This window comes from Novosphingobium sp. SG919, from assembly GCF_012932495.1.
In the GTDB taxonomy this organism is placed as follows: Bacteria; Pseudomonadota; Alphaproteobacteria; order Sphingomonadales; family Sphingomonadaceae; genus Novosphingobium; species Novosphingobium rhizosphaerae.
Genome location: NZ_JABCNG010000005.1, coordinates 309,099 through 332,577, shown reverse-complemented (window position 1 = coordinate 332,577; position 23,479 = coordinate 309,099). Strand labels below are relative to the sequence as shown.

Sequence of the window (23,479 nt, the reverse complement as noted above, 5' to 3'; positions counted from 1 at the left end):
TAAGCCAGCTTGCCCCATGGCGCAACGGCCCCATGGTGATTATGGGAGCCCCATGCGCCCCGATTTGCTCAATCCCCTGTTTGCCGAGGCCACCAGCCTGAAAGGCGTGGGCGCCGGCCTTGCCCGCCCGCTCGACAAGCTGGGGCTGACGCGGGTGCGCGACTTTCTCTATCACCTGCCCGATCGCTTCGTGCAGCGGCGCGCGGTGCAGGCGCTGGATGAAGCGGCGCTGGGCGAGCAGATCATCGTGGCCCTGACCGTGCGCGAGCACCGCCAGCCGGCCGGGCGCGGCCCGTTCCGCGTGATTGCCGAAGACAGCGTGGGCAACCACGTGTCGATCACCTATTTCGGCCGGGCATCCTACACCGGCAAAAAGGCGCTGCCGGTGGGCGAGAAGCGCTGGGTGGCCGGGCGGCTCGACCAGTTCGGCCAGACCTGGCAGATCGTCCACCCCGATCATGTGAGCGAGGACAGCGCAGGCCTGCAAGGCCAGATGACCGAGGCGGTCTATCCCTTGTCCGAAGGCCTGACCCAGGGCCGCATCGCCACGCTGGTGCACCAGGCGCTCGCCCAGGCGCCGCGCCTGCCCGAATGGATCGAGCCAGGCCTCTTGGCGCGCGAGGAATGGCCCGCCTGGCACGAGGCGCTGGCCCGGACGCACCAGGCACCCGACAAGCGCGCCAAGGATCGCCTGGCCTATGACGAACTGTTTGCCAATGCGCTGGCGCTGATGCTGGTGCGCGCGGCGAACCGCACGCGAGTGGGCCAGCCGCTGCATGGCGACGGACGTCTGCGTGCCAAGCTCAACCTGCCCTTTGCGCTGACCGGTGCGCAAACCCGCGCCATTGCCGAGATCGAGGGCGACATGGCGCAAGGCTCCCCCATGTTGCGCCTGCTCCAGGGCGACGTGGGTTCGGGCAAGACCGCCGTGGCGCTCCATGCCATGCTGGTGGCCGTGGAGGCAGGCGGGCAGGCGGCCTTGCTGGCACCCACCGAAATCCTGGCGCGCCAGCATGCCGATACCCTGGCCAAAATGGCGCGCGGCACCGGGGTGAACATCGCACTGCTGACTGGGCGCGACAAGGGCCGCGCACGCGAGGCGCTGTTGATGAACCTGCTGGATGGCGAAATCGACATTCTGGTGGGCACGCATGCGATCTTCCAGGACAGCGTGGGCTATCGCAACCTGGCGCTGGTGGTGATCGACGAGCAGCACCGCTTTGGCGTGGGGCAGCGCCTGATGCTGACCAAGAAAGCGCGCGCCACGCCGCACTGCCTGGCGATGACCGCCACGCCGATTCCGCGCACGCTGACCCTGGCGCAATATGGCGAGATGGAAGTCTCGCGGCTCGACGAAATGCCACCCGGCCGCCAGGCGATCGACACGCGCGTGGTGGCGCAGGAGCGCTTGCCCGACGTGATCGACGGGATCGGCCGGCACATCGCCGCCGGGCACCAGGCCTATTGGGTGTGCCCGATGGTGCGCGAGGCGGAGAACGAGGACCTGGCCGCCGCAGAAGCGCGCCACGCCATGCTGGCCGAACGCTTTGGCGAGCGTGTGGTGATGGTCCACGGCCAGATGCGGCCCGAAGCCAAGGACGCGGCGATGGAGCGCTTCGCCAGCGGGCAGGCGAGCCTGTTGGTGGCGACCACGGTGATCGAAGTGGGCGTGGACGTGCCCAACGCCACCTTGATGGTGATCGAGCAGGCCGAGCGCTTTGGCCTGGCGCAGTTGCACCAGTTGCGCGGGCGCGTGGGGCGGGGCAGCCAGAAGTCCACCTGCCTGCTGCTGCGCGGCGACATGGTGAGCAAAGTGGGCCGCGAACGGCTGGCCCTGATGCGCGAGACGCAGGACGGGTTCCTGCTGGCCGAGGAAGACTTGCGCCTGCGCGGCGGCGGCGAATTGCTCGGCACGCGCCAATCGGGGGATACGCCGTTTCGTGTCGCCGATTTCGAACAGATCGCCAACCTGCTGGCGATTGCCCACGATGACGCGCGGCTGTTGATGGAGCGCGATGGCGGGCTGGATTCCCCGCGCGGGCAGGCGGCGCGCGTGCTGCTCTACTTGTTCGAGCGCGATTGGGGCGTCCAACTGCTGCGCGGCGGTTGACGCTGCCACACCGTTGATTTCGCAACGTTCCTGACACTTGCTTGCTGTTGCCACCGGGCAACACCTGGCGGTGTTTGCCCTGCCACATCTGCCGCCTTGCGCGACATGGCTTGACACCTGGCGCATACGAATCCTATTTATCGTATAAATAAGACTTCACTGTTTTCCGGGAGGGGCTTTTCATGCATCTCGATTTCCGTCGCGTTCTTTGTGCAACCAGTGTCCTGGCGCTGGCCATGGGCTCTCACGCTGCTTTCGCGCAAGCCGCCGACAATGCCGCCGCGCCGCAATCGGCTGCTGATGAAGCCCCGTCGGACCAGGCGATCGTCGTCACCGGGCTGCGCGCTTCGCTGCGCGATGCGCTCAATGCCAAGCGCGCCACCACGGTGGTGGCCGAAACCATCAGTTCCAAGGACATCGGCGTTCTGCCCGATGTGACCATCGCGGATTCGCTGGGTCGCCTGCCGGGCGTGACCGCCACGCGCGATCGCGGCAATGCCAGCCAGGCCGCGGTGCGCGGCCTTGGTCCGCGCCTGGTGCTGGGCCTGATCAACGGGCGCGAAGTGGCTTCGTCGGAACCCGACCGCAACGTGCGCTGGGAAATCTACCCGTCCGAAATCGTCTCGGGCGTGACGGTCTACAAAGCACAGAGCGCCGACTTCATCGCCGGGGGCGTGGCCGCCACGATCGACATCCAGACGATCAAGCCGCTCGATTACCATGGGCCCGCCTTCACCGTGCGCGGCGGCGCGATCTATAACGATGGCGGCAAGGACATTCCGGGCTATTCGGGCCTCGGCGCCCGCGGCAGCGCGCAATATGTCGGCAAGCTGACCGACAACCTCGGCCTGGTGATCGGTGGCACCTACCAGCGCCAGAAGAACGGCTTCGAAAGCTTCCAGGGCTGGGGCTACAACACCGTCGACACCGGCAGCCCGCCGACCGACGCCAGCGGCAACAAGATCAACACCCCCTGGGGCGCGCAGGCCGAAGTCAAGGGCCTGACCGAAACCCGCTGGAGCACCACGGCTGCCTTGCAGTGGAAGCCGGGTTCCTATTGGGACATCACGCTCGACGGCCTCTATTCCAACATCAAGATCGACGAGAACCAGGCGCAGCAGTGGTATGGCCGTTCCAACGGCTGGGGCGACTGGGGCGGCAACTTCGGCCAGGCCGGCGATATCTACCAGCAGGGGAACTACACGCTCGCCGGCAACACGGTGACGGGCGCCACGCTCAACAACTATTCCTCGGTCACCAACGTTTTCGGCAAGTATACCGAGGACAAGACCCTGTTCGTCTCGGGCCTCAACGCCAAGTACGATGATGGCACCTGGTCGGTGAAGACCGACGTTTCCTATTCCAGCGCCAAGCGCAACAACCTCTATCGCTCGGTGGCGACGGAATTCTATCCCTCCACTACCACCTTTGCCACTGGCGCGGGCCAGGTGCCGTCGGTCTCGATCAGCGGGGCCAACGTGGGCGATACCAGCGCGCAGACGGTGCAGAGCTATTACCCCGGCATCTATGACGGGCCGCAGCGCCTGCACGATGACCTGGGCGCCGGGCAGATCGACATCCGCCGCGCGGTCAACAGCGGCTGGCTTTCGGGCATTGGCGTGGGCCTGCGCTATTCCAACCGCGTCAAGAGCCTGGCCTATGGCAGCGGCAGCATCGCCACCGTGGGTGGCGGCAGCGTGACGCTCAACGCGTCGGACCTGACCGCCTTCAACACGAGCAATTTCACCGTGCCGACGATGGTGTGGGGCGATTTCGACACCATCGCCAGTCAGGCGGTGGTCTATACCCCCGGCGCCGACGATCCCACCAAGGGCTGGCGCGTGCGCGAAGACGACATGGAAGGCTATGTGATGGCTGACCTCGGCGGCAATGGCTTTTCGGGTAACGTCGGCGTGCGTTTCGTCGACGTGGTGACGCACAGCACGGGCACGTCTGCCTCCACCAGCTGGGACGGCACGGCCAACGTGACCGTGCTTTCGCCGGTGAACGCGCAGAACCACTATTTCCGCGCGCTGCCCAGCATCAACCTGAACTTCGAGCTGACCGACATGCTCAAGCTGCGCGTGGCCGCAGCGCGGGTGATCTCGCGTCCGCCGCTCGATGAACTGCGTGCCAACCAGAACCTGTCGGTCTATCCGCCGCAGCTGACCGGTTCGGCCGGCAATCCCAACTTGCGCCCATTCATGGCCACGCAGGGTGACCTGTCGGTGGAATGGTATTTCCACAAGGATGCGCTGCTGGCGGTTGCGGGCTATTACAAGGATGTCGATACCAACATCGGCTATGCCCAGACCACGCAGACGATCAACGGTGCCGACTACCTGATCACCGGCCCGGCCAACGGCAAGGGCGGCTATATCGCCGGTATCGAAACCACGTTGCAGACGCCGTTCTACTTCATCCCCGGCCTCGACAAGTTCGGCATCTATGCCAACGCCGCCTTCGTGAAGTCTGACCTCAAGGAACTTTCGCCCAGCACCAATCCGTTCCCGGCGGTGGGCCTGGCCGATTTCACCGGCGAGGTTGACCTGTGGTATTCCGACCATGGCATCGACGCGCGCCTGGCGCTCAAGCATCACAGCCCGTTCACGGTGATCTATGGCTGGGACGCCTCCAAGCTCACCCGCCTGGAAAGCGAAACCACGCTGGGGGCCAGCATCGGCTATACCATCACCAAGAACATCTCGGTGCGCGTGCAGGCCAACAACCTGACCAACCAGGTGGCGCGGTTCTATTGGAACAACGACGCCAACCAGATCGCGCGCTATGAAAAGTATGGCCGCAGCTATCTGGCCGACATCACGGTTCGTTATTGATCTTTGCCGGATCACGGGGCCGGCCCGATCCTCTCCCCGGGTCGGCTCCAAACTGCAAGGGGCGCTGCAGCGATGCGGCGCCCTTTTTCTTTGGCGGTGGCGCGGGGCTATGCAACAAGGGCGCATGACCCGCCGCATCGTGCGCCTCTTGCTCGGCCTGCTCTATTTCGCGGCCGGCGTGCTTCATCTGGCCATTCCCGCGCCGTTCCTGAAAATCACGCCAGCGTGGGTGCCGCACGCGCCGCTGGTGATCGCGCTGACCGGCCTTGCCGAACTGGCCGGCAGCGTGGCGTTGGTCCAGGGGTTCAGCCCGGCCTTGCGCCGCGCGGCGGGATGGGGGCTGGCTGCTTATGCGCTGTGCGTGTGGCCGGCCAATATCAACCACATGATCATGGACCTGGCGCGGCCCGATCATGGCCTGGGCCTTGGCTATCACATCCCGCGCATGCTGGCGCAGCCGGTGCTGATCTGGGCGGCGCTGTGGGCGGGCGGGGTGCTTGGGCGCCGCCGTTCGTTTGAAAACGGGCGGTCATGAAAAAGCCCCCTCCTCTTTGCAAGGAGGGGGTTGGGGGTGGTGCGAGGCCTGGCGCGACCGTTCGAAAAAGCGGGACCCCGGATCAAGTCCGGGGTGACGATCAAGGCTTGGCTTGCGGCTTGTACGTCTTGCCCAACCAGTCGAACGCCGGCAGCGCCTCGTGGCGCTTGATGTCGAACATCGCGGCGTTTTCCCAGCTCGATCCGGTGCCCCAGCGCGTCTTGCACTGGGTGGAAACCCAGTCCGGCGCCCAATAGACCACGCCGTTGCCGCCATTGTTGACCACAGTCTGGGTCAGGTCTTCCAGGTACTTGAGCTGGCCCTTGGGGCTGACCGGATAGCCGGGAATGGCGCTGTCCGATCCCAACAGGTTGGTGGTGTCATCGGCATGGTCGTCGGAAAAGGCATAGGCGGTTTCCACCACCCAGACTTGCGCGCCATAGCGGCGGTGGGCGGCGTCGATCACTTTGCCCAGGCCCGAAAGATTGTATTTCGACCACTTGGAATAATAGCTGATGCCGATCACGTCGTAGTCCAGCACGCCCGCCGCCGTGGCATCGTCGAACCACGGGATCACGTTTTCGGGCTGGGCGATATGCAGCATGACCTGGATCGGCTTGCCATGGGCCTTGGCCGCCTCGCGCACCGCAGCGATCCCGGCATTGAGCATGCGGGCGTTGCGCGTCCAGTCGATCGGCTGGTCCTTGACCCCGCCCTGCACGGAAGCGTTGGTTTCGTTGCCCACCTGCACCATTTCGGGCAGCTGGCCGGCTGCTGCAAGCTTGTCGAGGATATCGCGGGTGTAGTCGTGCAGCGCCTTGACGTGGTCGTCGGTGGAAAGGCCGGCCCAGGCCGCCGGCGCAGGCTGCTTGTCGCCATCGGCCCAGTCATCGGAATAGTGGAAATCGAGCAGCACGTTGAGGCCCGCCGCATGGGCGCGGGTGATCGTTTTGAGCACATCGGCATAAGTGCTGTACTGCGTCCACTTGGGGTCGTTCCACAGGCGCACGCGCATCACGTTGCCGCCATGCTGCTTGAGCACGACGAAAGGATCGGCGGGCTTGCCGTGGTCGAGGAACTTCGCCCCGCAAGCCTCCATCTCGTTGGTGAAGGAAAGATCGGCACCCAGGTAGAGCGTCGGATCGGGCGCGGCCATGGCGGAAGAGGCCATGAGCAGGGCGGGCGCGAAAGCCGCGCGGCGCAGAAGGTTCATGAACGGCGTGTCCTTGGCGTCAGGCATGGAAATAGAGGTCGAGGTTGGCGGGCTTGAGGCCCGGCGCGCTGGCGGTGAGGCGGGCGCCACCCACGGCGCCGGCATTCTGCACCAGCACTTGCGCCAGGCCGTTGAACGCGCGGCGGGCGTTGCCCTTATCGGGCTCGGTGGAGGTGGGATTGCCATTGCCCAGGCCAATGATCCGCGCTGCGCCGGAAAGGGCAAAGGTGAGGGCGGTATCGGCGGTCGGCACCAGATGGCCGGCGGCGTCGATCATTTCGACCCGCACGGCGGCCACGTCATTGCCATCGGCGGCCAGGCGCGTGCGCTCGGTTACCAGGCGCAGCGCAGCGGGCTTGCCAGCGGTGAGGCGGGTATCGCGCGCGGCCAGCTTGCCAGCATTGTATCCGCGCGCTTCCAGAGTGCCGGGGGCGTAAGGCACTTGCCAGGCCAGGTGGCCGTTTTCGGGCATGGCCTTGCGGCCCAGTGACTTGCCATTGAGCAGCAGTTCCACTTGCGCGCAATTGCCGTGGACCCACACCTCGATCCGCTGGCCTTCGCGCCCCGCCCAGTTCCAGTGCGGCAGCAGGTGGACCAGCGGCTCGCTGCGCCGCCACCAGGCGCGGTAGTAATAATAGTTGTCCTTGGGCAGCCCGCACAAGTCCATCGCTCCGAAATAGCTGGAAACGCTGGGCATCTGCGGGAAGGGGGTGGGCTCGCCGCGATAGTCGAACCCGGTCCAGATAAAGCCGCCGGCAATGCCCGGCTCGGCCGCGACGACCTGCCACCATTCTTCCGCCGTGCTGGCCCACCAGGGATGCTCGGTATCATAGGCGCGCACCACGTGGGCGGCGGCATCGTTGGCATAGGCGCCGCGCGTGGCGACGGTGCTGGCGGTTTCGGTGCCGATCACCGGCTTGCCGGGGTGGCGCTGGCGCCAGGCCGGGATCTTGTCGGTGCGATAGTTGAAGCCGACCACGTCCACGGCATCGGCGGCGCCGCCGTCCCAGCCCTTGTCCATCGCCTGGGTGGTCAGCCGCGTGGGATCGAGCTGCTTGCACCGCGCGACGAGCTGGGCCGAAATGCGCCGGCCGCGCTCGCTGCCCTGGTGGCCTTCCTCGTTGCCCACCGACCACAGGATGATCGACGGGTGGTTGCGCGAGGACAGGATCATGCGGTCGAGTTCGTCGAGCGCTTCGGGGTTGGTGGTGTTGAGCCGGGTTTCGGCCACCATCATCATGCCGGTGGCGTCGCAGATGTCGAGCAGCGCCTGCGATGGCGGGTTGTGCGCGCTGCGCCAGGCATTGGCGCCCATGCCCAGGGTCTGCGCCACGCGCCAGGCATGCAGGGCATCGGGAATCGCCGTGCCCACGCCGGCATGGTCCTGGTGGTTGCACACGCCCAAGAGCTTCACCGGCTGGCCGTTGACGGCAAAGCCGCGCGTGCCGTCGAACGCCAGGGTGCGGATGCCGAAGCGCGTGGTCGTGCGGTCCACTTCCCGGCCATCGACCAGGACGCTGGTTTCCAGGGTGTAGAGCTTGGGGGTTTGCGGTGACCACAGTTGCGGGGCGGCCAGCGCCAGATCGGCATTCACCGTGGCTTGCGCGCCCGCAGCCAGCGTGGTGGCGGCTTGCGGGGCGATTTCGCCCACCAGCGCGCCATCGGGGGCGAAGACGCGGTGGCGCAATTGCGCGCTGCCAGCCACTTCGGCCGCGTTGGCCAGGGTGGTGGCGATGGCCACGCGGGCGCCGCTGCCGTCCACCGTGCTGCGCACGCAGGTGCCCCACTGCGGCACATGGAGCGGCGCGGCGCTCACCAGATCGACATGGCGATAGATCCCGGCGCCTTCATAGAACCAGCCTTCGCCCAGCGAGGCATCGACGCGCAGGGTCAACTGGTTGGGGCCGCCCTCGTAATCGAGGAAATCGGCGATGTTGACGCGGAACGGGGCATGGCCCGAAGCGCTGCCGCCGGCTTCGTAGCCGTTCACGAAGACCTTGCAATCGCGGAACACGCCGTCGAATTCCAGCCATACCGCGCGGCCCTTATCCGCCGCGCCCACCGGCAGCTTGCGGCGATACCAGCCCACGCTGTTTTGCGGAAAATCGCGGCCGATGGCGCGAAAGCCGTGGCCGGCGGCCATGTCTTCCTGCTCCTTGGCCACCGGCTGCGCAGGCAGGGCATAAGGCAGTTCCACCGCCCAATCGTGCGGCACGCGCACCATGGCCCAGGCGCTGTCATCGAAATCGGGCTGGACGGCGGGCGACACGTCGAAGCCGGGCTTGGCATAGGTGCGCTGGAAGCGGCCAAAGCCGAAATCCTTGGCCATGTCAGCCGCGTGGCCCAGGGCAAAGCGCCAGCCATCGGCCAGCCGCTCCTGCCGGCGGGGCGAGGGTAGCGCCTTGTCCGTCATGCGGGCGCCCGCAGCGGCTGCGGCGTTGGCCAGGGTGGGCGCGGCGCTGCCAGCCAGACCGGCAAGGCCCAGGGCAAGTGCAGTGCGGCGATCGGTTGTGGGATGCATGGTCATCGTTCAGAACTCGAAATCGGGGCCGGTGGTAACCGTGCCCAGCAAAAGGGCATCGGCCACGAGCGCCAGCGGGCTGGCATCGGCACTGCTGGCGCGGCGGTCGATCAGATCGGCAAAGCGGCGATAGATGCGGGGATATTCGTCGTTCGACGCGTCCAGGCGCAGCGCGCCGTCGATTTCCAGGCGATGGCCGCCCTGACGGAGCACCAGTTCGCCGTCGGCGGTGTGAACCACGATGTCCCACTGCTGGTCGCCAGGGTGCAGGATGGACAGGTCGGCGATGATCGGGGCGCCCGTGCTGCAGCGCATCTGCACCTGGGCATCGGTGGGTGACTGCCGGTTGGCCGGCATTTCCAGCTGGGCGCCTTCGACGCAGATGCCCGAGGGCAGGATTTCGGTGAGAATCGAAAAGGCGTTGATCGCCGGATCGAACACGCCGAACCCGCCCTTGGCCAGCAGCCAATCCTGCCCCGGATGCCATTGCCGCACGTCTTCGCGCCAGGTGATGTGCACGGCGGTGATGCTGCGGTTGGCCAGCCAGGCCCGCGCGGCTTCCACCGCTTCGCTCTCGCGCGAATGCCACGCGGCATAAAGCGTGACCCCGGCGCGGGTGGCCAGTTGCGCCAGCGCTTCGGCCTGGGTGGGGGCGGCGGCCGGGGGCTTTTCGAGCAGCACATCGAGCCCGGCGGCGATCGCCTCGCGCGCCAGGGACACGCGCACCGCCGGCGGCGTGCACAGGGCCACGGCATCGAGCGAACCGGCTTCACCTGCCAGCATTTCAGCCAGGCCGGCATAGCCGCGCACGCCGTCAAGACGGTGCACCGGATCGGCCACAGCAACCAGTTCGAACCGGGAATTTCCAGCGATGGCAGGAAGATGCTGGTCGCAGGCGATCTTGCCCAGGCCCACCAGGCCGAGGCGGATCGAAGGTTGGGACATTCCAGGCTCCTCAAACAAGCACGCCATCGCGCTCTTTACATTTATCATATATATATGGTTAGAGAGGTCAATGGGCGGGGATGGCGACGCAAAATGGCGTTCTGGCCCGGAAGAAGGCAAAGGAAGGAATGGCAGCGGTGGCCAACGATAGCACGAAAAACCAGAGCGGCCCGGGCGGTAGCGGCTTGCGTTCGCGGGCCTGGTTCAACAATCCCGAATCGGCCGACATGACCGCGCTCTATCTCGAACGCTATCTCAACTATGGCCTGACGATCGAGGAACTGCAGTCCGATCGCCCGATCATCGGCATTGCCCAGACCGGCAGCGACCTTTCCCCGTGCAACCGCCACCATCTGGTGCTGGCCAGCCGCGTGCGCGACGGCATTCGCGAGGCGGGCGGCATTCCCATCGAATTCCCGCTCCATCCCATCCAGGAAACCGGCAAGCGGCCCACCGCCGGGCTCGATCGCAACCTCGCCTACCTGGGCCTGGTGGAAGTGCTGTTCGGCTATCCGCTCGACGGCGTGGTGCTGACCATCGGTTGCGACAAGACCACCCCGGCCGCGCTGATGGCGGCGGCCACGGTCAACATTCCCGCGATCGCGCTGTCAGTGGGCCCGATGCTCAACGGCTGGCACGATGGCAAGCGCACTGGCAGCGGCACGATCGTGTGGAAAGCGCGCGAGATGCTCTCCAAGGGCGAGATCGACTTCAAGGGCTTCATCGAACTGGTCGCCAGCTCTGCGCCGTCCACCGGCTATTGCAACACCATGGGCACGGCCACCACGATGAATTCGCTGGCCGAAGCGCTGGGCATGAGCCTGCCCGGTTCGGCCGCGATCCCGGCGCCGCACCGCGACCGGCAGGAATGCGCCTATTATACCGGCAAGCAGATCGTGGAAATGGTTGTCGCCGATCGCAAGCCTTCCGACATTCTCACCAAGTCCGCGTTCCTCAACGCCATTCGCGTCAATTCGGCGATCGGCGGATCGACCAATGCGCCGATCCACCTCAATGCCATTGCCCGCCACGTGGGCGTGGACCTGACGCTCGACGACTGGGAAAGCCATGGCGCCGACATTCCGCTGATCGTCAATCTCCAGCCCTCGGGCGAATATCTGGGCGAGGACTATTTCCGCGCTGGCGGGGTCCCGGCGGTGATGGGCGAACTCGCTCGCGCCGGCCTGCTCGATGGTGCGGCCTTGACCGCCAATGGCAAGACCGTGGCCGAGAATGTCGCCCACGTGACAATCGCCGACGAAGAGGTGATCCGCCCGCTCGACCGCCCGCTCAAGCCGGCAGCCGGCCTTACCGTGCTGGGCGGCAACCTGTTCGACGCCGCCGTGATGAAGAAGAGCGTGATCAGCGACCAGTTCCGCGCGCGCTACCTGTCGAACCCCGATGACCCCGAGGCGTTCGAAGGCAAGGTCTTCGTGTTCGACGGGCCGGAAGACTATCACGCGCGGATCGACGATCCGGCGCTCGGCATCGACGAGCGTTCGATCCTGGTGATCCGCGGGGCAGGGCCGATCGGCTATCCCGGCGGGGCCGAGGTCGTCAACATGCGCCCGCCCGCCGCGCTGATCCGCGCCGGGGTCGATGCGCTGCCGTGCCTGGGCGATGGGCGCCAGTCGGGCACCTCGGGCAGCCCCTCGATCCTCAACGCCAGCCCGGAAGCGGCGGTGGGCGGTGGCCTGGCGCTGCTGCGCGATGGCGACCGCATTCGCGTGGATCTCAACACCCGCACGGTCGATCTGCTGGTGTCGGACGCCGAAATGGCGGAGCGCCGCGCGGCCTTGGCGGCCGAGCCGTTCCGCTTCCCCGAAGACCAGACGCCGTGGCAGGCGCTGAGCCGCAAGATCACCGGCCAGTTCGCCGATGGCGCAGTGATCGAGGATGCCGTCCGGTTTCAACGGGTGGCGCAAGTCTATGGGGTGCCCCGTGACAGCCACTGATACCACGATCGATATCGCCGCCGCGCAGGTGATCCAGGTCGCGCGGCCGGGTGCGATGCACGGGCGTGACTTGCTGGGCGAAGGCGTGCTGTGGTCGGCCCGCCAGCATGCGCTGTTGTGGGTCGATATCATCGGCCAGCGCATCAACCGGCTCGACCTGGCCAGCGGGCTGGTGGCCGAATGGCCCGTGCCCGACATGATCGGCTGGGTGCTGGAGCGCGAAGGCGGCCCCGGCTTCATCGCCGGCTTGCGCAGCGGCTTTGCCACGATCACGCTCGATCCGTTTTCCTGCGTGCCGATCGGCGCGCCCGAACCCGATCTGCCGCGCAACCGCATGAACGATGCCATGGTCTGCCCACAGGGCAGGATCTGGGCCGGCACGATGAACATGGACGGCGAAACGCCGACCGGCAATTTCTACCGCCTCGATCATGACTTGTCGTGGACCAAGGTGGACAGCGGCTATCGCATCGCCAATGGCCCGGTGCTTTCGGCCGATGCATGCTGGCTGTACCACACCGACAGCGCGCTGGGCCGCGTCTATCGCTTTGCCTATGCTGCCGATGGCTCGCTGGGCCCGCGCGAGACGTTCCTGGAATTTCCCGAGAGCTGGGGTTCGCCCGATGGCATGACCATCGACAGCGACGGGGGGCTGTGGATCGCGCATTGGGGCGCTGGCTGCATCAGCCGCTTTGCCGCCGATGGCACGCGCACCCACCGCGTGGCGCTGCCCGCCAGCCAGATCACCAACCTGGCATTTGCGGGTGACAATCTCGATCGCCTGTTCGTGACATCGGCCGCCGATGGCGTGGACGAGCCGGCCGGCGGCGCGCTGTTCGAAGTGGTGGGCACCGGCTTTCGCGGGTGCCCCACGCCGCGGTTCGGCGGCTGACTTCGTGTCGGGATCAGCCGTTTCAGGCCAGGGCTTCCTCGTTGCGGCGAATGGCATCGAGTGCGTCCTCGATGATCACGCGCATGCGGGTTTGCGCGGTGGCGTCGTCGCGCGCCAGGATGGCGTCCATCACCGCTTCGTGCGCATCGAGATCGGCACTACGCCCCACGATGCGGTTGGTATAGCGGATCGAGGTTTTCAGCGCGGTCGACACCACGTCGCGAAACTGCCCGAAGAACGGATTGCCCGAGGCCTTGAGAATGGCCACGTGAAAGGCAACGTCGGCTTCCAGCACGTCGTCATGGCCGGCGTCGGCCGCCTGCATGCGGGCAAAGCCGGCGCGGATCAGGGACAGGCCATCCTCGCTCGCCTCGCGCGCGGCCATCGCGGCGGCGGCCGGTTCGATCGCCACGCGCAACTGGCCGAAATGGCGCAAGAGGTCGATCGAGAAGCGCCGCTCCAGCATCCAGCGCAGCACGTCGGGATCGAACAGGTTCCACTGGCTGTCGGGCTGGATGATCGTGCCCTGGCGGGGCCGGGCGCTGACCAGGCCCTTGGCCGTCAGCATCTTGACCGCCTCGCGCGTGACCGAGCGGCTGACCCCGTGGGTTTCGGAAAGTTCCGCCTCGGTGGGAAACGATCGACCGTTGAAGGCGCCGCCCACGATCAGCAGGCCCAGCCGGTCGAGCAGGCCATAAGTGAGATTGCGGCCGAGCGCGTCGCGCGCTTCGAGCGGTTGAAATGCCACGGTGATCCCTTCGCTGTGGGGTGCTCTTTTAATCATATAAATAGACGCGAGGGCCGATTGGCAAGGCCAAATGCCCCGCGCGCGCAAAGAGAGGGCGGGAAATGAGCCTATCGACACTCGATGCCTTGGTGGTGGTGGCCTATGCCGTCTTCATCTTTGCGCTGGCCCAGTGGGTCAGCCGTGAAAAAGCCGGGCACCAGACCGACACCACCGACTATTTCCTGGCGTCCAAGTCTCTGCCGTGGTGGGCGATCGGCGCGTCGCTGATTGCGGCCAACATTTCGGCCGAGCAGATCGTGGGCATGGCGGGGTCGGGCTATGCCATTGGCCTGGCCATCGCGTCCTATGAATGGATGGCGGCGGCCACGCTTTTGCTGGTGGCCAAGTATTTCCTGCCGATCTTCCTGGCCAACGGCATCTACACGATGCCGCAGTTCCTGGAGCAGCGCTTTGGCCCCACGATCCGCACGGTCATGGCGGTGTTCTGGTTGGTGCTCTACGTCTTCGTCAACCTGACGTCGATCGTCTGGCTGGGCTCGATCGCGGTGATGCAGGTGGCCGGCGTCAACCAGGACCTGGCGCTGGCCGGGCTGGGCGTGTTCGCGCTGCTTTATCAGCTGCGCGGCGGGCTCAAGGCCGTGGCACTGACCGATATCGTCCAGGTTACGCTGCTGGTACTGGGCGGGCTGGTGATCGCCTGGCTCACGCTGGGCCAGATCGGGCAGCTCTATGGCGACGGGCCGGGCATCGTCTCGGGCTTCAAGGCGCTGGTGGCGCAGGCGCCTGATCACTTCCACATGATCCTGTCGGCCGACGATCCGCATTACAAGGACTTGCCGGGCCTGTCGGTGATCATCGGCGGCATGTGGATTGCCAACCTGTCGTACTGGGGCTGCAACCAGTACATCATCCAGCGCGCGCTGGCGGCCAAGAGCCTGCCCGAGGCGCAGCGCGGCATGGTCTTTGCCGGTTTCCTCAAGCTGATCATGCCGATCATCATCGTGCTGCCCGGCATTGCCGCCGTGCTGCTCGCGCCCAATCTGGCCAAGCCGGACCAGGCCTATCCCGCGATGATGCGCCTGCTGCCGCCGGGGCTGCTCGGCCTGGTCTTTGCAGCGCTCGTGGCCGCGATCATCGCGTCCACGGCCAGCAAGATCAATTCAATCGCCACGATCTTCACGCTCGATATCTATGCCCGCTTTGCCAAGGGGGAACAGAGCGAGAAGAAGCTGGTGACCGTGGGCCGCATCGCCGCCGCCGTGGCCGTGGTGATCGCCATTCTTACCGCGCGGCCACTCCTGGGCGGGCTCGACCAGGCGTTCCAGTATATCCAGGAGTTTTCGGGCTTCGTGACGCCGGGGATCACGGTGATCTTCCTGCTCGGCCTGTTCTGGCCGCGCGCGACCGAGGCCGGCGCGCTGACCGGGGCGGTCGCTTCGGTGCTGCTCAGCCTGGTGTTCCGCTTTGGCGGGATTGCCGCGCTCGAAGCGGTGCCGTTCATGAACCGCATGGCGATCATCTTCGTGATTTCGCTGCTGCTGGCCATGGGGGTATCGCTCGCGCGCCCGCAGGTGCAACAAGGCGCCGGTATCCGCAAGGAAGCCACCCTGTTCCGCACCAGCACCGGCTTTAACCTGGCGGCGCTGGCGATCCTGGCGATTCTCGTCGCTCTCTATGCCTTTTGGTGGTGATTTGACCGTGAACGACCGTTTCCTTGCTATCGACTGGGGCACCACCAATCGCCGCGTCTATCTGCTCGACCCGGCGGGCCCGGAAGGTGTCCAGGTGCTGGACACCTTTCGCGACGATCGCGGTGTGCTGACCGTTGGCGCGGGCGCCTTTGCCGACGAAGTGGCCGCGATCCGCGCGCGGCTGGGTGACCTGCCGGTGATTGCAGCCGGCATGGTCGGCTCCCAGCGCGGCTGGGCCCTAGTGCCTTATCTGTCGTGCCCCTCTGGCGCAGCCGAAATTGCCGGCGCCTTGTACGAAGTGGCGCCCCGCACGTGGATCGTGCCGGGCCTGTCGGACCCGCGCGGCGACGTGATGCGCGGCGAGGAAATGCAACTGCTCGGCGCGGTCCACGCAGGCCTTGCCCCGCCCGATGCGTTGTTGTGCCAGCCCGGGACCCATTGCAAGTGGGCGCGCATGGAAGGCGGTGCCGTCGCCAGCTTTGCCACCAGCATGACGGGTGAGATGTTCGCCCTGCTCAAGCAGCACAGCCTGCTGGCCGAATTCCTCACCGGCCCGGTGGCCGATGGCCCGGCCTTCCGCGCCGGGGTGGCGGCCAGCGGCGATGGCGCGCTGCTTACCGCGCTGTTCGGCGTGCGCGCCAGTGCGCTGCTTGGCCTGCGCGCGGTGGAAGACAGTGCCGCCCATGCTTCGGGCCTGCTGATCGGCAGCGATGTACGCGGCGCCGGCGTGGGGCCCGATAGCGACGTTTACCTGTTGGCCGATCCGATGCTCGGCGCGCTTTATACGGCGGCCATTGCGCAATGCGGCGGCCGCGCCCACCTCGTTGATAGCCATGCCGCGTTCGTTGCCGGCATCGCCCAGATCTGGAGCCTTGTTCGTGACCGTTGACCATACCGCTGCCGATCGCGCTGCCGCCGATAGCTTTGCCCGCGCCATGCGCCATTGCCCGCTGGTGGCGATCTTGCGCGGGGTTCGCCCCGACGAGATCGAGGCCATGGCCGATGCCTTGGTCCAGGCTGGCTTTTCGATGATCGAAGTGCCGCACAATTCTCCCGATCCGCTGGTGTCGATCGCCAAGATCGCCCATCGCTATGGCGAGGATGTGCTGGTGGGTGCGGGCACTGTGCTGACCGTGGCCGAGGTTGAAGCCGTGCACGCTGCTGGCGGCACCCTGGTGGTTTCGCCCAACGTCAACCCGGCGGTGATCGCGCGCAGCGTGGAACTGGGCATGGTTTCGCTGCCTGGCTATGCCACGCCCACCGAAGCCTTTGCCGCACTGGAAGCGGGCGCCCACGGCCTCAAGCTGTTTCCCGCCGAAGCGGCCAGCCCAGCCGTGCTCAAGGCGCAACTGGCAGTGATCCCGCGCCATGTGCCGGTGCTCGCCGTGGGCGGCGTGACCCCGGAAAACCTGTCTGACTGGATGGCGGCTGGCGCGGCCGGCGGCGGCCTGGGTTCGGCGCTCTACAAGGCCGGTCGCAGCGTGGAAGACGTGGCCAAGGCGGCCAAGGCCTTTGTGGCCGAAGTGCACCGCCTGATCGATTGAGACCTCGCAGCGCATAAATTTCTTCGTCACCCCGGGCTTGACCCGGGGTCCCGCTTTCTTCCGGCCTCGCACTTTGGGTCAAGAAAAGCGGGACCCCGGATCAAGTCCGGGGTGACGTGTTCAGGAAACGCAGACGCAAAAAAACGGCAGCGCGGGGATTATCCGCGCTGCCGGCAAGGTGGACTTCATGCGTCGAAGTCAGAACTTGTAGCCGACCGTGGCAAAGACCTGGCGCGGCGGGATATATTCCACGCTGGTGGTGCCAGAGCCATAAGGATCGGCGAACTTGTTGCTCACCCCGGCCTTGTCGGTGATGTTGGTGCCGGTCACCGAGAAGGTGAAAGGCGAAGCATCCGGCTTGTACTGGATCATCACGTTGCCGATGGTATAGGCCGGCACGGTATCGAACTGCGGCACGTTGAAGATGCGCGAGTTGAACTTGCCGCGATAGACCACTTCGCCGCGCAGCATGAGTTCGCCCGGGCCCACCGGGGCGGTATACGTGGCGGCAAAGCTGCCCTGCACGCCCGGCAGCTTGGGGATCTTCTTGCCGTTGGTGTTGGTGGAAGCGGCCATGACGGCGGAAATCACCCGCGAGTCATAGTACCAGCCCGCGGGATAGCCCAGCGCCGCATACGTGGTGGCGCGGATGTCCTGTGCGGTCTGCTTGTCGATCGTGTAGTAATCGCCGTGGAACTTGCCTTCGGCCAGGGCCAGGTTTCCGTCGAAGCGCAATTGCTTGTTCGGCGCCCAGGTGGTTTCGAATTCCACGCCATAGGTTTCCGCGCGCGGGATGTTGGCGGTGCCGCCGGCAAAGGGCACCGGATCTTCGGCGGTGAACTGGAAATCCTTGTACCAGTAGTAATAGCCCGCGACGTTGAGGCGCAGCGTCTTGTCGAAGAATTCGTTCTTCGAACCCACTTCGGCCGCCCAGACGGTTTCCTTGCGGTACGTGCTCTTCACAAAGATGGAATCGCCGCTGAACGTCACGCCGCTGGGCTTGTAGCCCTTGGAGCCGGTGACATAGAGCATGTTGGTGGGCGTCACCTGGTATTGCACGCTGACCTTGCCGGTCACCGCGTCGCTGGTGGCGGTGCGCGGTGGCACGGTGGCGAAATACTGCACCGGCTGGGCGGAAATCTTGTCCCAGCTATAACGCGCGCCGCCGATCAGATCGAGCTTGTCGGTGGCGTGGATCACTGCCTGGCCATAGCCGGCCCACGAGGTGTGCTGATAGGGGCTGTCGGTCTGGAACGACACCGCCTCGCCCGTGGCGGGATCGGTAGAAAAGCCGCCGGTGGTGTATTCCAGGATGTTCTGCAGGGCGTGCTGGCGCAGATAGAAGCCGCCGACCACCCATTCGACCGACTTGTTGGGCGTGGACGAGGCCGAGACTTCCTGCGTCCAGGTGCTGCTCATGTCCTGCCACTTGACGATGTTGTCGTGATAGTTGGCATAGACGAAGCGGTCGTTGTCGCCGCTCTGGTTCTTGTTGAGGTACTGGTAGGCGGTCACCGACTTGAGCACGACCTTGTCATCGATCGTCTGCGCGATCGACAGGTAGGCCATGCGCGTCTTGGTGACGTACTTGCCGCCATAATCCTGGTTCACCACGCGCGGGTCGGAACTGGGATCGGCGATGTAGGTGGTGCTGCCGGCGGCCGGATCGGTGCTGCACAGCAGGCACTTTTGCAGCGCGGCGTTGTGGCTGGCGTCGAACGACTGCGCCGAAAGCGTCACGGTGGTGTCGGGCGAGGGCTGCCACAGCAGCGAGACATGGCCGCCGATGTTGTTGGCATCGTCCAGCGGATACTTGGCATAACCGGGCACGCCCACGGCATAGCCATAGCCATCGTGGCGCAGGTATTGCACCGTGCCGCGCAGGGCGAGCGTCTCGGCAATCGGCACGTTGAGCGTGCCCATGGCGCGCACATAGTTGTAGTTGCCATAGGAAAGCTGGGCTTCGCCGGTATACTGGCCCAGCACCGGCTTGCGCGTGATCACGTTGATGGCGCCGCCGGTGGACGTCTGGCCGAACACCGTGCCCTGCGGCCCGCGCAGCACTTCCACGTGATCCACATCGAGCAGATCCTGGTTCAGCGCCACGACGTGGGCGATATAGACCCCGTCGATGTGGAAAGCGACGCCGGGCTGCGAATTGGGATTCTGCGCGGTTTCATAGCCCACGCCGCGAATGGCGATGACGCGTTCGTTGCCCTCGCTCTTGGTCACGGTCAGGCCGGGGACGAAGCCGTTGAGATCGGCCAGTTCGGTGGCGTTGCGCTGGCGCAGCGCCTCGTCGGAAACGGCGCTGATCGCAATCGGTGCCGATTGCAGGTTCACTTCGCGCTTTTCGCCGTTGACCACGATGGTGCCGATGGGGCTGCCATCGGCGTCAAGTTCGGGTGCGGCCACGGGGGCCGGTTCGGGCGCGGCTTCGGCGGCGCGGGCAGAGGTGGCGGCAAGCGCCAGTAGCGATGCAGTGGCAGTGAGCAGGACGGATGACGGGCGCATGGGTTTCCCCCCTCGAAAAATGCTTTTCATCGCTTTCAGGCAGCCCCTCGGCTGTGTTTTCTCCCTGAACCTGGCCTTGATCGTGGCAGGCATGTTTGTGGCGCCAGCATCGGTGGACATGCGGTCCGCGGTCTTGCGCGGCAACGCACGAATAGTTGACCGATCGGCATTGCAGCAAGCGCCATGTTGCGATGCGGTGCGCCGCGGATGCCGGAATCTTGCCCGCTGGTTTGTCGGTGCTGTCCAAATCTCTTGCGCGCAGGGACAAGACGTGGCGCACTGCATCATGCCACGTCCGGCCCAGGCAAACGCCCGCCAAGACGCAAAGGAACATAGCCTTGTCCGTGATCACGCCTTCCGCCCCCGTGCTATCCCCGGTGACCAGCCGTGCCGCCTGGCGCGGCGACGAGCTCGCCCGCGGCCAGGACTGGGTCTACGAACTTTCGCCCGCGCAGATTGCCGAGCTGGAAGCGCTGGGCACGCGCTTCATGGCCGAAAATCCCGATCTGCGCACGGTGCAGGCGCAGGACTATCCGCTGGTGGAAACGGCCCAGGCTTGCGAGGAATGGCGCCAGGAAGTGGATTTCGGGCGCGGCTTCGTGCTGGTGCGGGGCCTGCGGGCAGAGCTCTATTCCGATGCCCTGTCGTGCGCGATCTATTACGTCCTTGGCTTGCACATGGGCGATCCCATCCGCCAGAACGAGATGGGCGACCTGATCGACCACGTCTATGCCACGTCGGACAAGACGATGGACGATCCCACCGCGCTGTCGTCCAAGGTGCGCGACAAGCTGGTCTACCATTCGGACAGTTCCGATATCGTCGCGCTGATGTGCCTGCGCGGCGCGCGCGAAGGGGGGCTTTCGTGCCTGGTTTCGGGCGCGGAAATCTATAACGAGATCCTGCGTCGGCGGCCCGACCTGGCGCCTTTGCTGTTCGAACCATTCCACTGGGACTGGCGCCGCCAGGACCATGAGGCGCCGGCCGATACCTATACTTCGCCGATCGTCAGCCTGGAGCAGGGCGTGTTCAGCATGTATGCCGGCTCGCTCTATATCCTGACGGCCCAGGAATATCCCGGCGTTCCGCAGTTGACCGAAGACCAGATCGAGGTGCTGCGCCTGTTCGACGAGATCACCTATGAAGAAGGCATGGCGATCGAGATGGATTTCCGCCCCGGCGATATCCAGTGGCTGTCGAACTATGCCGCGCTCCACGCCCGCACCACGTTCTGGGACTGGCCCGAACCGCAACGCAAGCGCCACTTGCTGCGCCTGTGGCTGTCGAGCAAGGGCACGCGCCCGGTGGTCGAAGGCTTTGGCAAGAATGGCGTGGTCCAGCACCGCGCGGCCCCGCGCGACGGCGCGGCCGAGCATCCCGACGCGCATTTCGACGTGCGCGGCATGTCGGTGCCCCGCCTGATCGCCTGACGCACACGCGCCGCACAAATCAGCCCGGTGGAGCGATCCGCCGGGCTTTTTCGTGGGTCGCTGACGAGGGGAGGCGGAGTAGAAGTTGGTTTCGCAGAAGGGTAATCTCTGTCAGTCTCCAGCTATGGATAACTTGCAGCGCGCCACAGTGGCCGTTTTGATCACGGGGGAAGACCTCGTGCCAGCACAAGTCGCCGTAGCCCTTGATGGGACCGTCAGCTTTGGCGTGGTCAAAGGCGAAGTGTTCACCGGCAGGCACGGCAAAGAGATCGAAGCAAAGATCGGGATGTGTCGATTTGGTGGTGAATGGCACGCAGAGCCCGACATTGACCGACAAATTCGTGAGGTGCTGTCCACTCTGACGGACGACAAAGATAGGTGGGGCGCGATCACGGCACGCTATTTTTGTCATCTGAGTGTTGGTGGTTATTTTCACGACTGGACGGGGGGCCTGACACTGGCGTCCGAAACCTTGAAAATGCTGGCTGACCGCAATCTTGCGATAGATTTTGATTTCTACGCCCCGGCTTCTTCGCGATGATGTTTGTTGCCGACTCCGCTTAATGCCCCCGCCGCCAGCGCCACTGGCAGGCATGCTGCGCCCAGCAGCCATAGCGCCCCGGCATAGCTACCGGTCCACTGTGCGAGCACACCGGCAAGGCCAGGCCCAAGGGCGGCAAGGCCGGCCAAGGTCCAGCACAAAGCCAGGCCCGCCGTGCCGATTTCGGGGCCGAACCAGTCCATCAGCAGCACCGTCACCGCCATGGCGACGAGCGCCGAACCGACTCCGAAGAGGGGGACGAAGCCCCAGTTGACCATGGGCGCACCGCCTTGTGCCAGGGCGCCCATGCCCAGCGCGGTGGCGACCATGGCGAGGGTGAGCAGCGTGACCGCCCGCACATGGCGCAGGGCAAATCCGGCAAGGCCGGTGCCGAGTGCGCCGAGCAGCCCTTGCACGGCCAGAACGCGCGCCACGGCGCCGTCGCTCCAGCCAAGCGCGGGGGTAAGATGCGCGGGCGCAACGCTCAGCGCGGTCATGATCACCGCCTGGCTCAGGACCATGGCCAGGGCCAGCACGGCAAAGCGCGCGTTCAGCAGCGGGCGCCACCAGCCAGCCGTGCGCGGCGCATCGGGGCTATGAGACTCTGGCGGATCGCGCAGGACCACGAATAGCAGCGCGGCAAGTGTTAGCGCGATGGCGCAAGTGCCGCGCCAATAGCCGATGCCGCCGTCAATCAGCGCCTGCCCCACGGCCGGCCCGGCAGCATTGCCCAGCGCGCCGGTCATCAGGTAAAGCCCCAGCACGCGCTCAGTGCGCGGGCCTGACCAGCCCGCGATCATCGTATAGGCGGGCGTGTTGGCCAAAAGCGAAAAGCCCGCGCCCACCAGCGCCATCGCCGGCAGCAGGAGGGCAAGGCCACTGGCAAGGCCCGCCAGCGCCAGCCCGGCGGCCATGACCAGCGCGCCGCCGGTCATCGTCAGCCGCCCGCCGATGCGCGCCATCAGCCACACCGGCAGCGTGGCCCCCACGCTGGCACCGACGATCACCATGGTGAAGGCCGCGCCCAGCGCCGCCGGGCCAAGCTGAAGCGCCTGGCCGCTGGCAAACAGCGCCAACCCCATGCCGGCAAAGACAATGCCCTGGCCGGCAAACAGCGCCAGCGACACGGCCGCCGCCACCGCGCCTTCACGCCAGGTGAACGCGCGCGCGGCCTGGTTCATTCGGGCTTTTCGCCCAGGATCTGGACACGATAGCCCGAGCGCACTTGCGGGAAATAGTCCCAGATCGCCGAATGCTGCGCGCAGCGATTGTCCCAGAACGCGATGGAATGCTGCTGCCAGCGGAAGCGGCACTGGAACATCGGGTGCTGCACGTGTTCGTAGAGATAGCTCAGGATCGCGCGGCTCTCGATGGCGGGAATGCCCTCGATATGGGTGGTGAAGCCACGGTTCACATAGATGCACTTCTTGCCGGTAACGGGATGGGTGCGGATCACCGGGTGGCTGTGGCGCGGCAGCTTCATGCCTTCGGGCGTGATCCCGCCAAAGCCGACCACGGCATCGTGCACGGCGGTCAAGCCTTCGAGATAGGCCTTCATCCGGTCCGACAGCGCATCATAGGCGGCATACATGTTGGAAAACACGGTGTCGCCGCCCACTGGGGGGATGGTGTGGAGATAGAGGATCGAGCCCATCGGCGGCGCTTCGTCGCAGCTCATGTCCGAATGCCAGTCCTCGCCGGCCACGAACGTGCTGTTCTCGTCGGCGTGGATGATCGTCACTTCGGGGTGGCCGGGCACCTGCCAGGGCTTGGTGCTGGGCGCAATGTGCACGCCGCCGAAATATTGCGCCAGGCGGATATGGTCTTCGTGGGCAAGCGGCTGGTCGCGGAAGAACAGCACCAGGCGATCGGCCATCGCGGCTTGCAATTCGGCCACTTGCGCTTCGCTCAGCGGCTTGGTCAGGTCCAGGCCGGAAACCTCGCCACCGATCGCGGGGGTCAGTTGGGATACCGAAATCGTTTCATAGGTCATCGCAAGATTT

The 23,479-nt window shown here is 65.8% G+C and carries 17 protein-coding genes; 10 read left to right on the top strand and 7 right to left on the bottom strand.

The features are described 5' to 3' along the window. Positions 1–52: 52 nt before the first annotated feature. From recG to FHT19_RS19350, 3 genes are all read left to right on the top strand, one after another. Positions 53–2,110 (top strand): ATP-dependent DNA helicase RecG, encoded by a 2,058-nt coding sequence (recG, locus tag FHT19_RS19360; protein ID WP_169476406.1) that lies wholly within the window; start codon positions 53–55, stop codon positions 2,108–2,110. 236 nt (positions 2,111–2,346) lie between these two features. Next, positions 2,347–4,947: a TonB-dependent receptor gene (locus FHT19_RS19355; protein ID WP_211184965.1), complete on the top strand. Its 2,601-nt coding sequence runs from the start codon at positions 2,347–2,349 to the stop codon at positions 4,945–4,947. A 124-nt stretch (positions 4,948–5,071) separates the two neighbouring features. Then, entirely contained in the window at positions 5,072–5,482 is a 411-nt protein-coding gene (locus FHT19_RS19350; protein ID WP_168557596.1) for a hypothetical protein, read from the top strand. Between the two features lie 100 nt (positions 5,483–5,582). Here FHT19_RS19350 and FHT19_RS19345 read toward each other — a convergent pair whose 3' ends face one another. The 3 genes from FHT19_RS19345 to FHT19_RS19335 are packed head-to-tail and all read right to left on the bottom strand — an operon-like array spanning position 5,583 to position 10,161. Continuing rightward, on the bottom strand, positions 5,583–6,695 hold the full coding sequence (locus FHT19_RS19345) for a glycosyl hydrolase 53 family protein (RefSeq protein ID WP_169476404.1): 1,113 nt from the start codon (positions 6,693–6,695) through the stop codon (positions 5,583–5,585). Positions 6,696–6,714: 19 nt separating this feature from the next. Beyond that, positions 6,715–9,216 carry a beta-galactosidase GalA gene (galA, locus tag FHT19_RS19340; protein WP_169476403.1) on the bottom strand — a complete coding sequence of 834 codons (2,502 nt, stop codon included), beginning with the start codon at positions 9,214–9,216 and terminating at the stop codon, positions 6,715–6,717. Positions 9,217–9,225: 9 nt separating this feature from the next. Then, entirely contained in the window at positions 9,226–10,161 is a 936-nt protein-coding gene (locus tag FHT19_RS19335; protein ID WP_169476402.1) for a Gfo/Idh/MocA family oxidoreductase, read from the bottom strand. Positions 10,162–10,298: 137 nt separating this feature from the next. Between FHT19_RS19335 and FHT19_RS19330 the strand changes: the two genes are divergently transcribed. Together FHT19_RS19330 and FHT19_RS19325 are read left to right on the top strand one after the other, a co-directional pair. Next, positions 10,299–12,116, top strand: coding sequence for an IlvD/Edd family dehydratase (locus tag FHT19_RS19330; protein WP_348981805.1), 1,818 nt, complete (start codon positions 10,299–10,301; stop codon positions 12,114–12,116). Beyond that, the gene (locus FHT19_RS19325; RefSeq protein WP_248290562.1) at positions 12,103–13,008 is read left to right on the top strand and encodes an SMP-30/gluconolactonase/LRE family protein; all 906 of its coding nucleotides are present in this window, start codon (positions 12,103–12,105) and stop codon (positions 13,006–13,008) included. Before FHT19_RS19330 ends, FHT19_RS19325 begins: the two co-directional genes overlap by 14 nt. Positions 13,009–13,030: 22 nt before the next feature. Here the strand turns inward: FHT19_RS19325 and FHT19_RS19320 are convergent, their stop codons facing one another. Continuing rightward, positions 13,031–13,792: an FCD domain-containing protein gene (locus FHT19_RS19320; protein WP_210425779.1), complete on the bottom strand. Its 762-nt coding sequence runs from the start codon at positions 13,790–13,792 to the stop codon at positions 13,031–13,033. 65 nt (positions 13,793–13,857) lie between these two features. Here FHT19_RS19320 and FHT19_RS19315 point away from each other — a divergent pair, with 65 nt between their 5' ends. From FHT19_RS19315 to FHT19_RS19305, 3 genes are read left to right on the top strand one after another with little or no spacing between them, the layout of a single operon-like run. Next, positions 13,858–15,447 carry a sodium/sugar symporter gene (locus tag FHT19_RS19315; RefSeq protein ID WP_168557602.1) on the top strand — a complete coding sequence of 530 codons (1,590 nt, stop codon included), beginning with the start codon at positions 13,858–13,860 and terminating at the stop codon, positions 15,445–15,447. Then, entirely contained in the window at positions 15,431–16,336 is a 906-nt protein-coding gene (locus tag FHT19_RS19310; protein WP_169476400.1) for a 2-dehydro-3-deoxygalactonokinase, read from the top strand. Before FHT19_RS19315 ends, FHT19_RS19310 begins: the two co-directional genes overlap by 17 nt. A gap of 46 nt (positions 16,337–16,382) precedes the next feature. Further along, positions 16,383–16,991, top strand: a complete 609-nt coding sequence (locus tag FHT19_RS19305) for a 2-dehydro-3-deoxy-6-phosphogalactonate aldolase (RefSeq protein ID WP_169476531.1) — start codon at positions 16,383–16,385, stop codon at positions 16,989–16,991. Positions 16,992–17,189: 198 nt separating this feature from the next. On the opposite strand, the gene FHT19_RS19300 is transcribed toward FHT19_RS19305, so the two are convergent. Then, complete coding sequence (locus FHT19_RS19300) at positions 17,190–19,505, bottom strand: TonB-dependent receptor (protein WP_169476399.1); 2,316 nt, start codon at positions 19,503–19,505, stop codon at positions 17,190–17,192. Positions 19,506–19,843: 338 nt separating this feature from the next. Between FHT19_RS19300 and FHT19_RS19295 the strand changes: the two genes are divergently transcribed. Both FHT19_RS19295 and FHT19_RS19290 read left to right on the top strand, forming a co-directional pair. Further along, entirely contained in the window at positions 19,844–20,935 is a 1,092-nt protein-coding gene (locus FHT19_RS19295) for a TauD/TfdA family dioxygenase (protein WP_168557605.1), read from the top strand. A 124-nt stretch (positions 20,936–21,059) separates the two neighbouring features. Continuing rightward, complete coding sequence (locus FHT19_RS19290; RefSeq protein WP_169476397.1) at positions 21,060–21,476, top strand: DUF4279 domain-containing protein; 417 nt, start codon at positions 21,060–21,062, stop codon at positions 21,474–21,476. Here FHT19_RS19290 and FHT19_RS19285 read toward each other — a convergent pair. Both FHT19_RS19285 and FHT19_RS19280 read right to left on the bottom strand, forming a co-directional pair. Then, positions 21,452–22,657 (bottom strand): MFS transporter, encoded by a 1,206-nt coding sequence (locus tag FHT19_RS19285; protein ID WP_169476396.1) that lies wholly within the window; start codon positions 22,655–22,657, stop codon positions 21,452–21,454. The two genes, FHT19_RS19290 and FHT19_RS19285, sit on opposite strands and share 25 nt — an antisense overlap. After that, positions 22,654–23,469, bottom strand: a complete 816-nt coding sequence (locus tag FHT19_RS19280; protein ID WP_169476395.1) for a TauD/TfdA family dioxygenase — start codon at positions 23,467–23,469, stop codon at positions 22,654–22,656. Before FHT19_RS19280 ends, FHT19_RS19285 begins: the two co-directional genes overlap by 4 nt. Between the last annotated feature and the right edge of the window lie 10 nt (positions 23,470–23,479).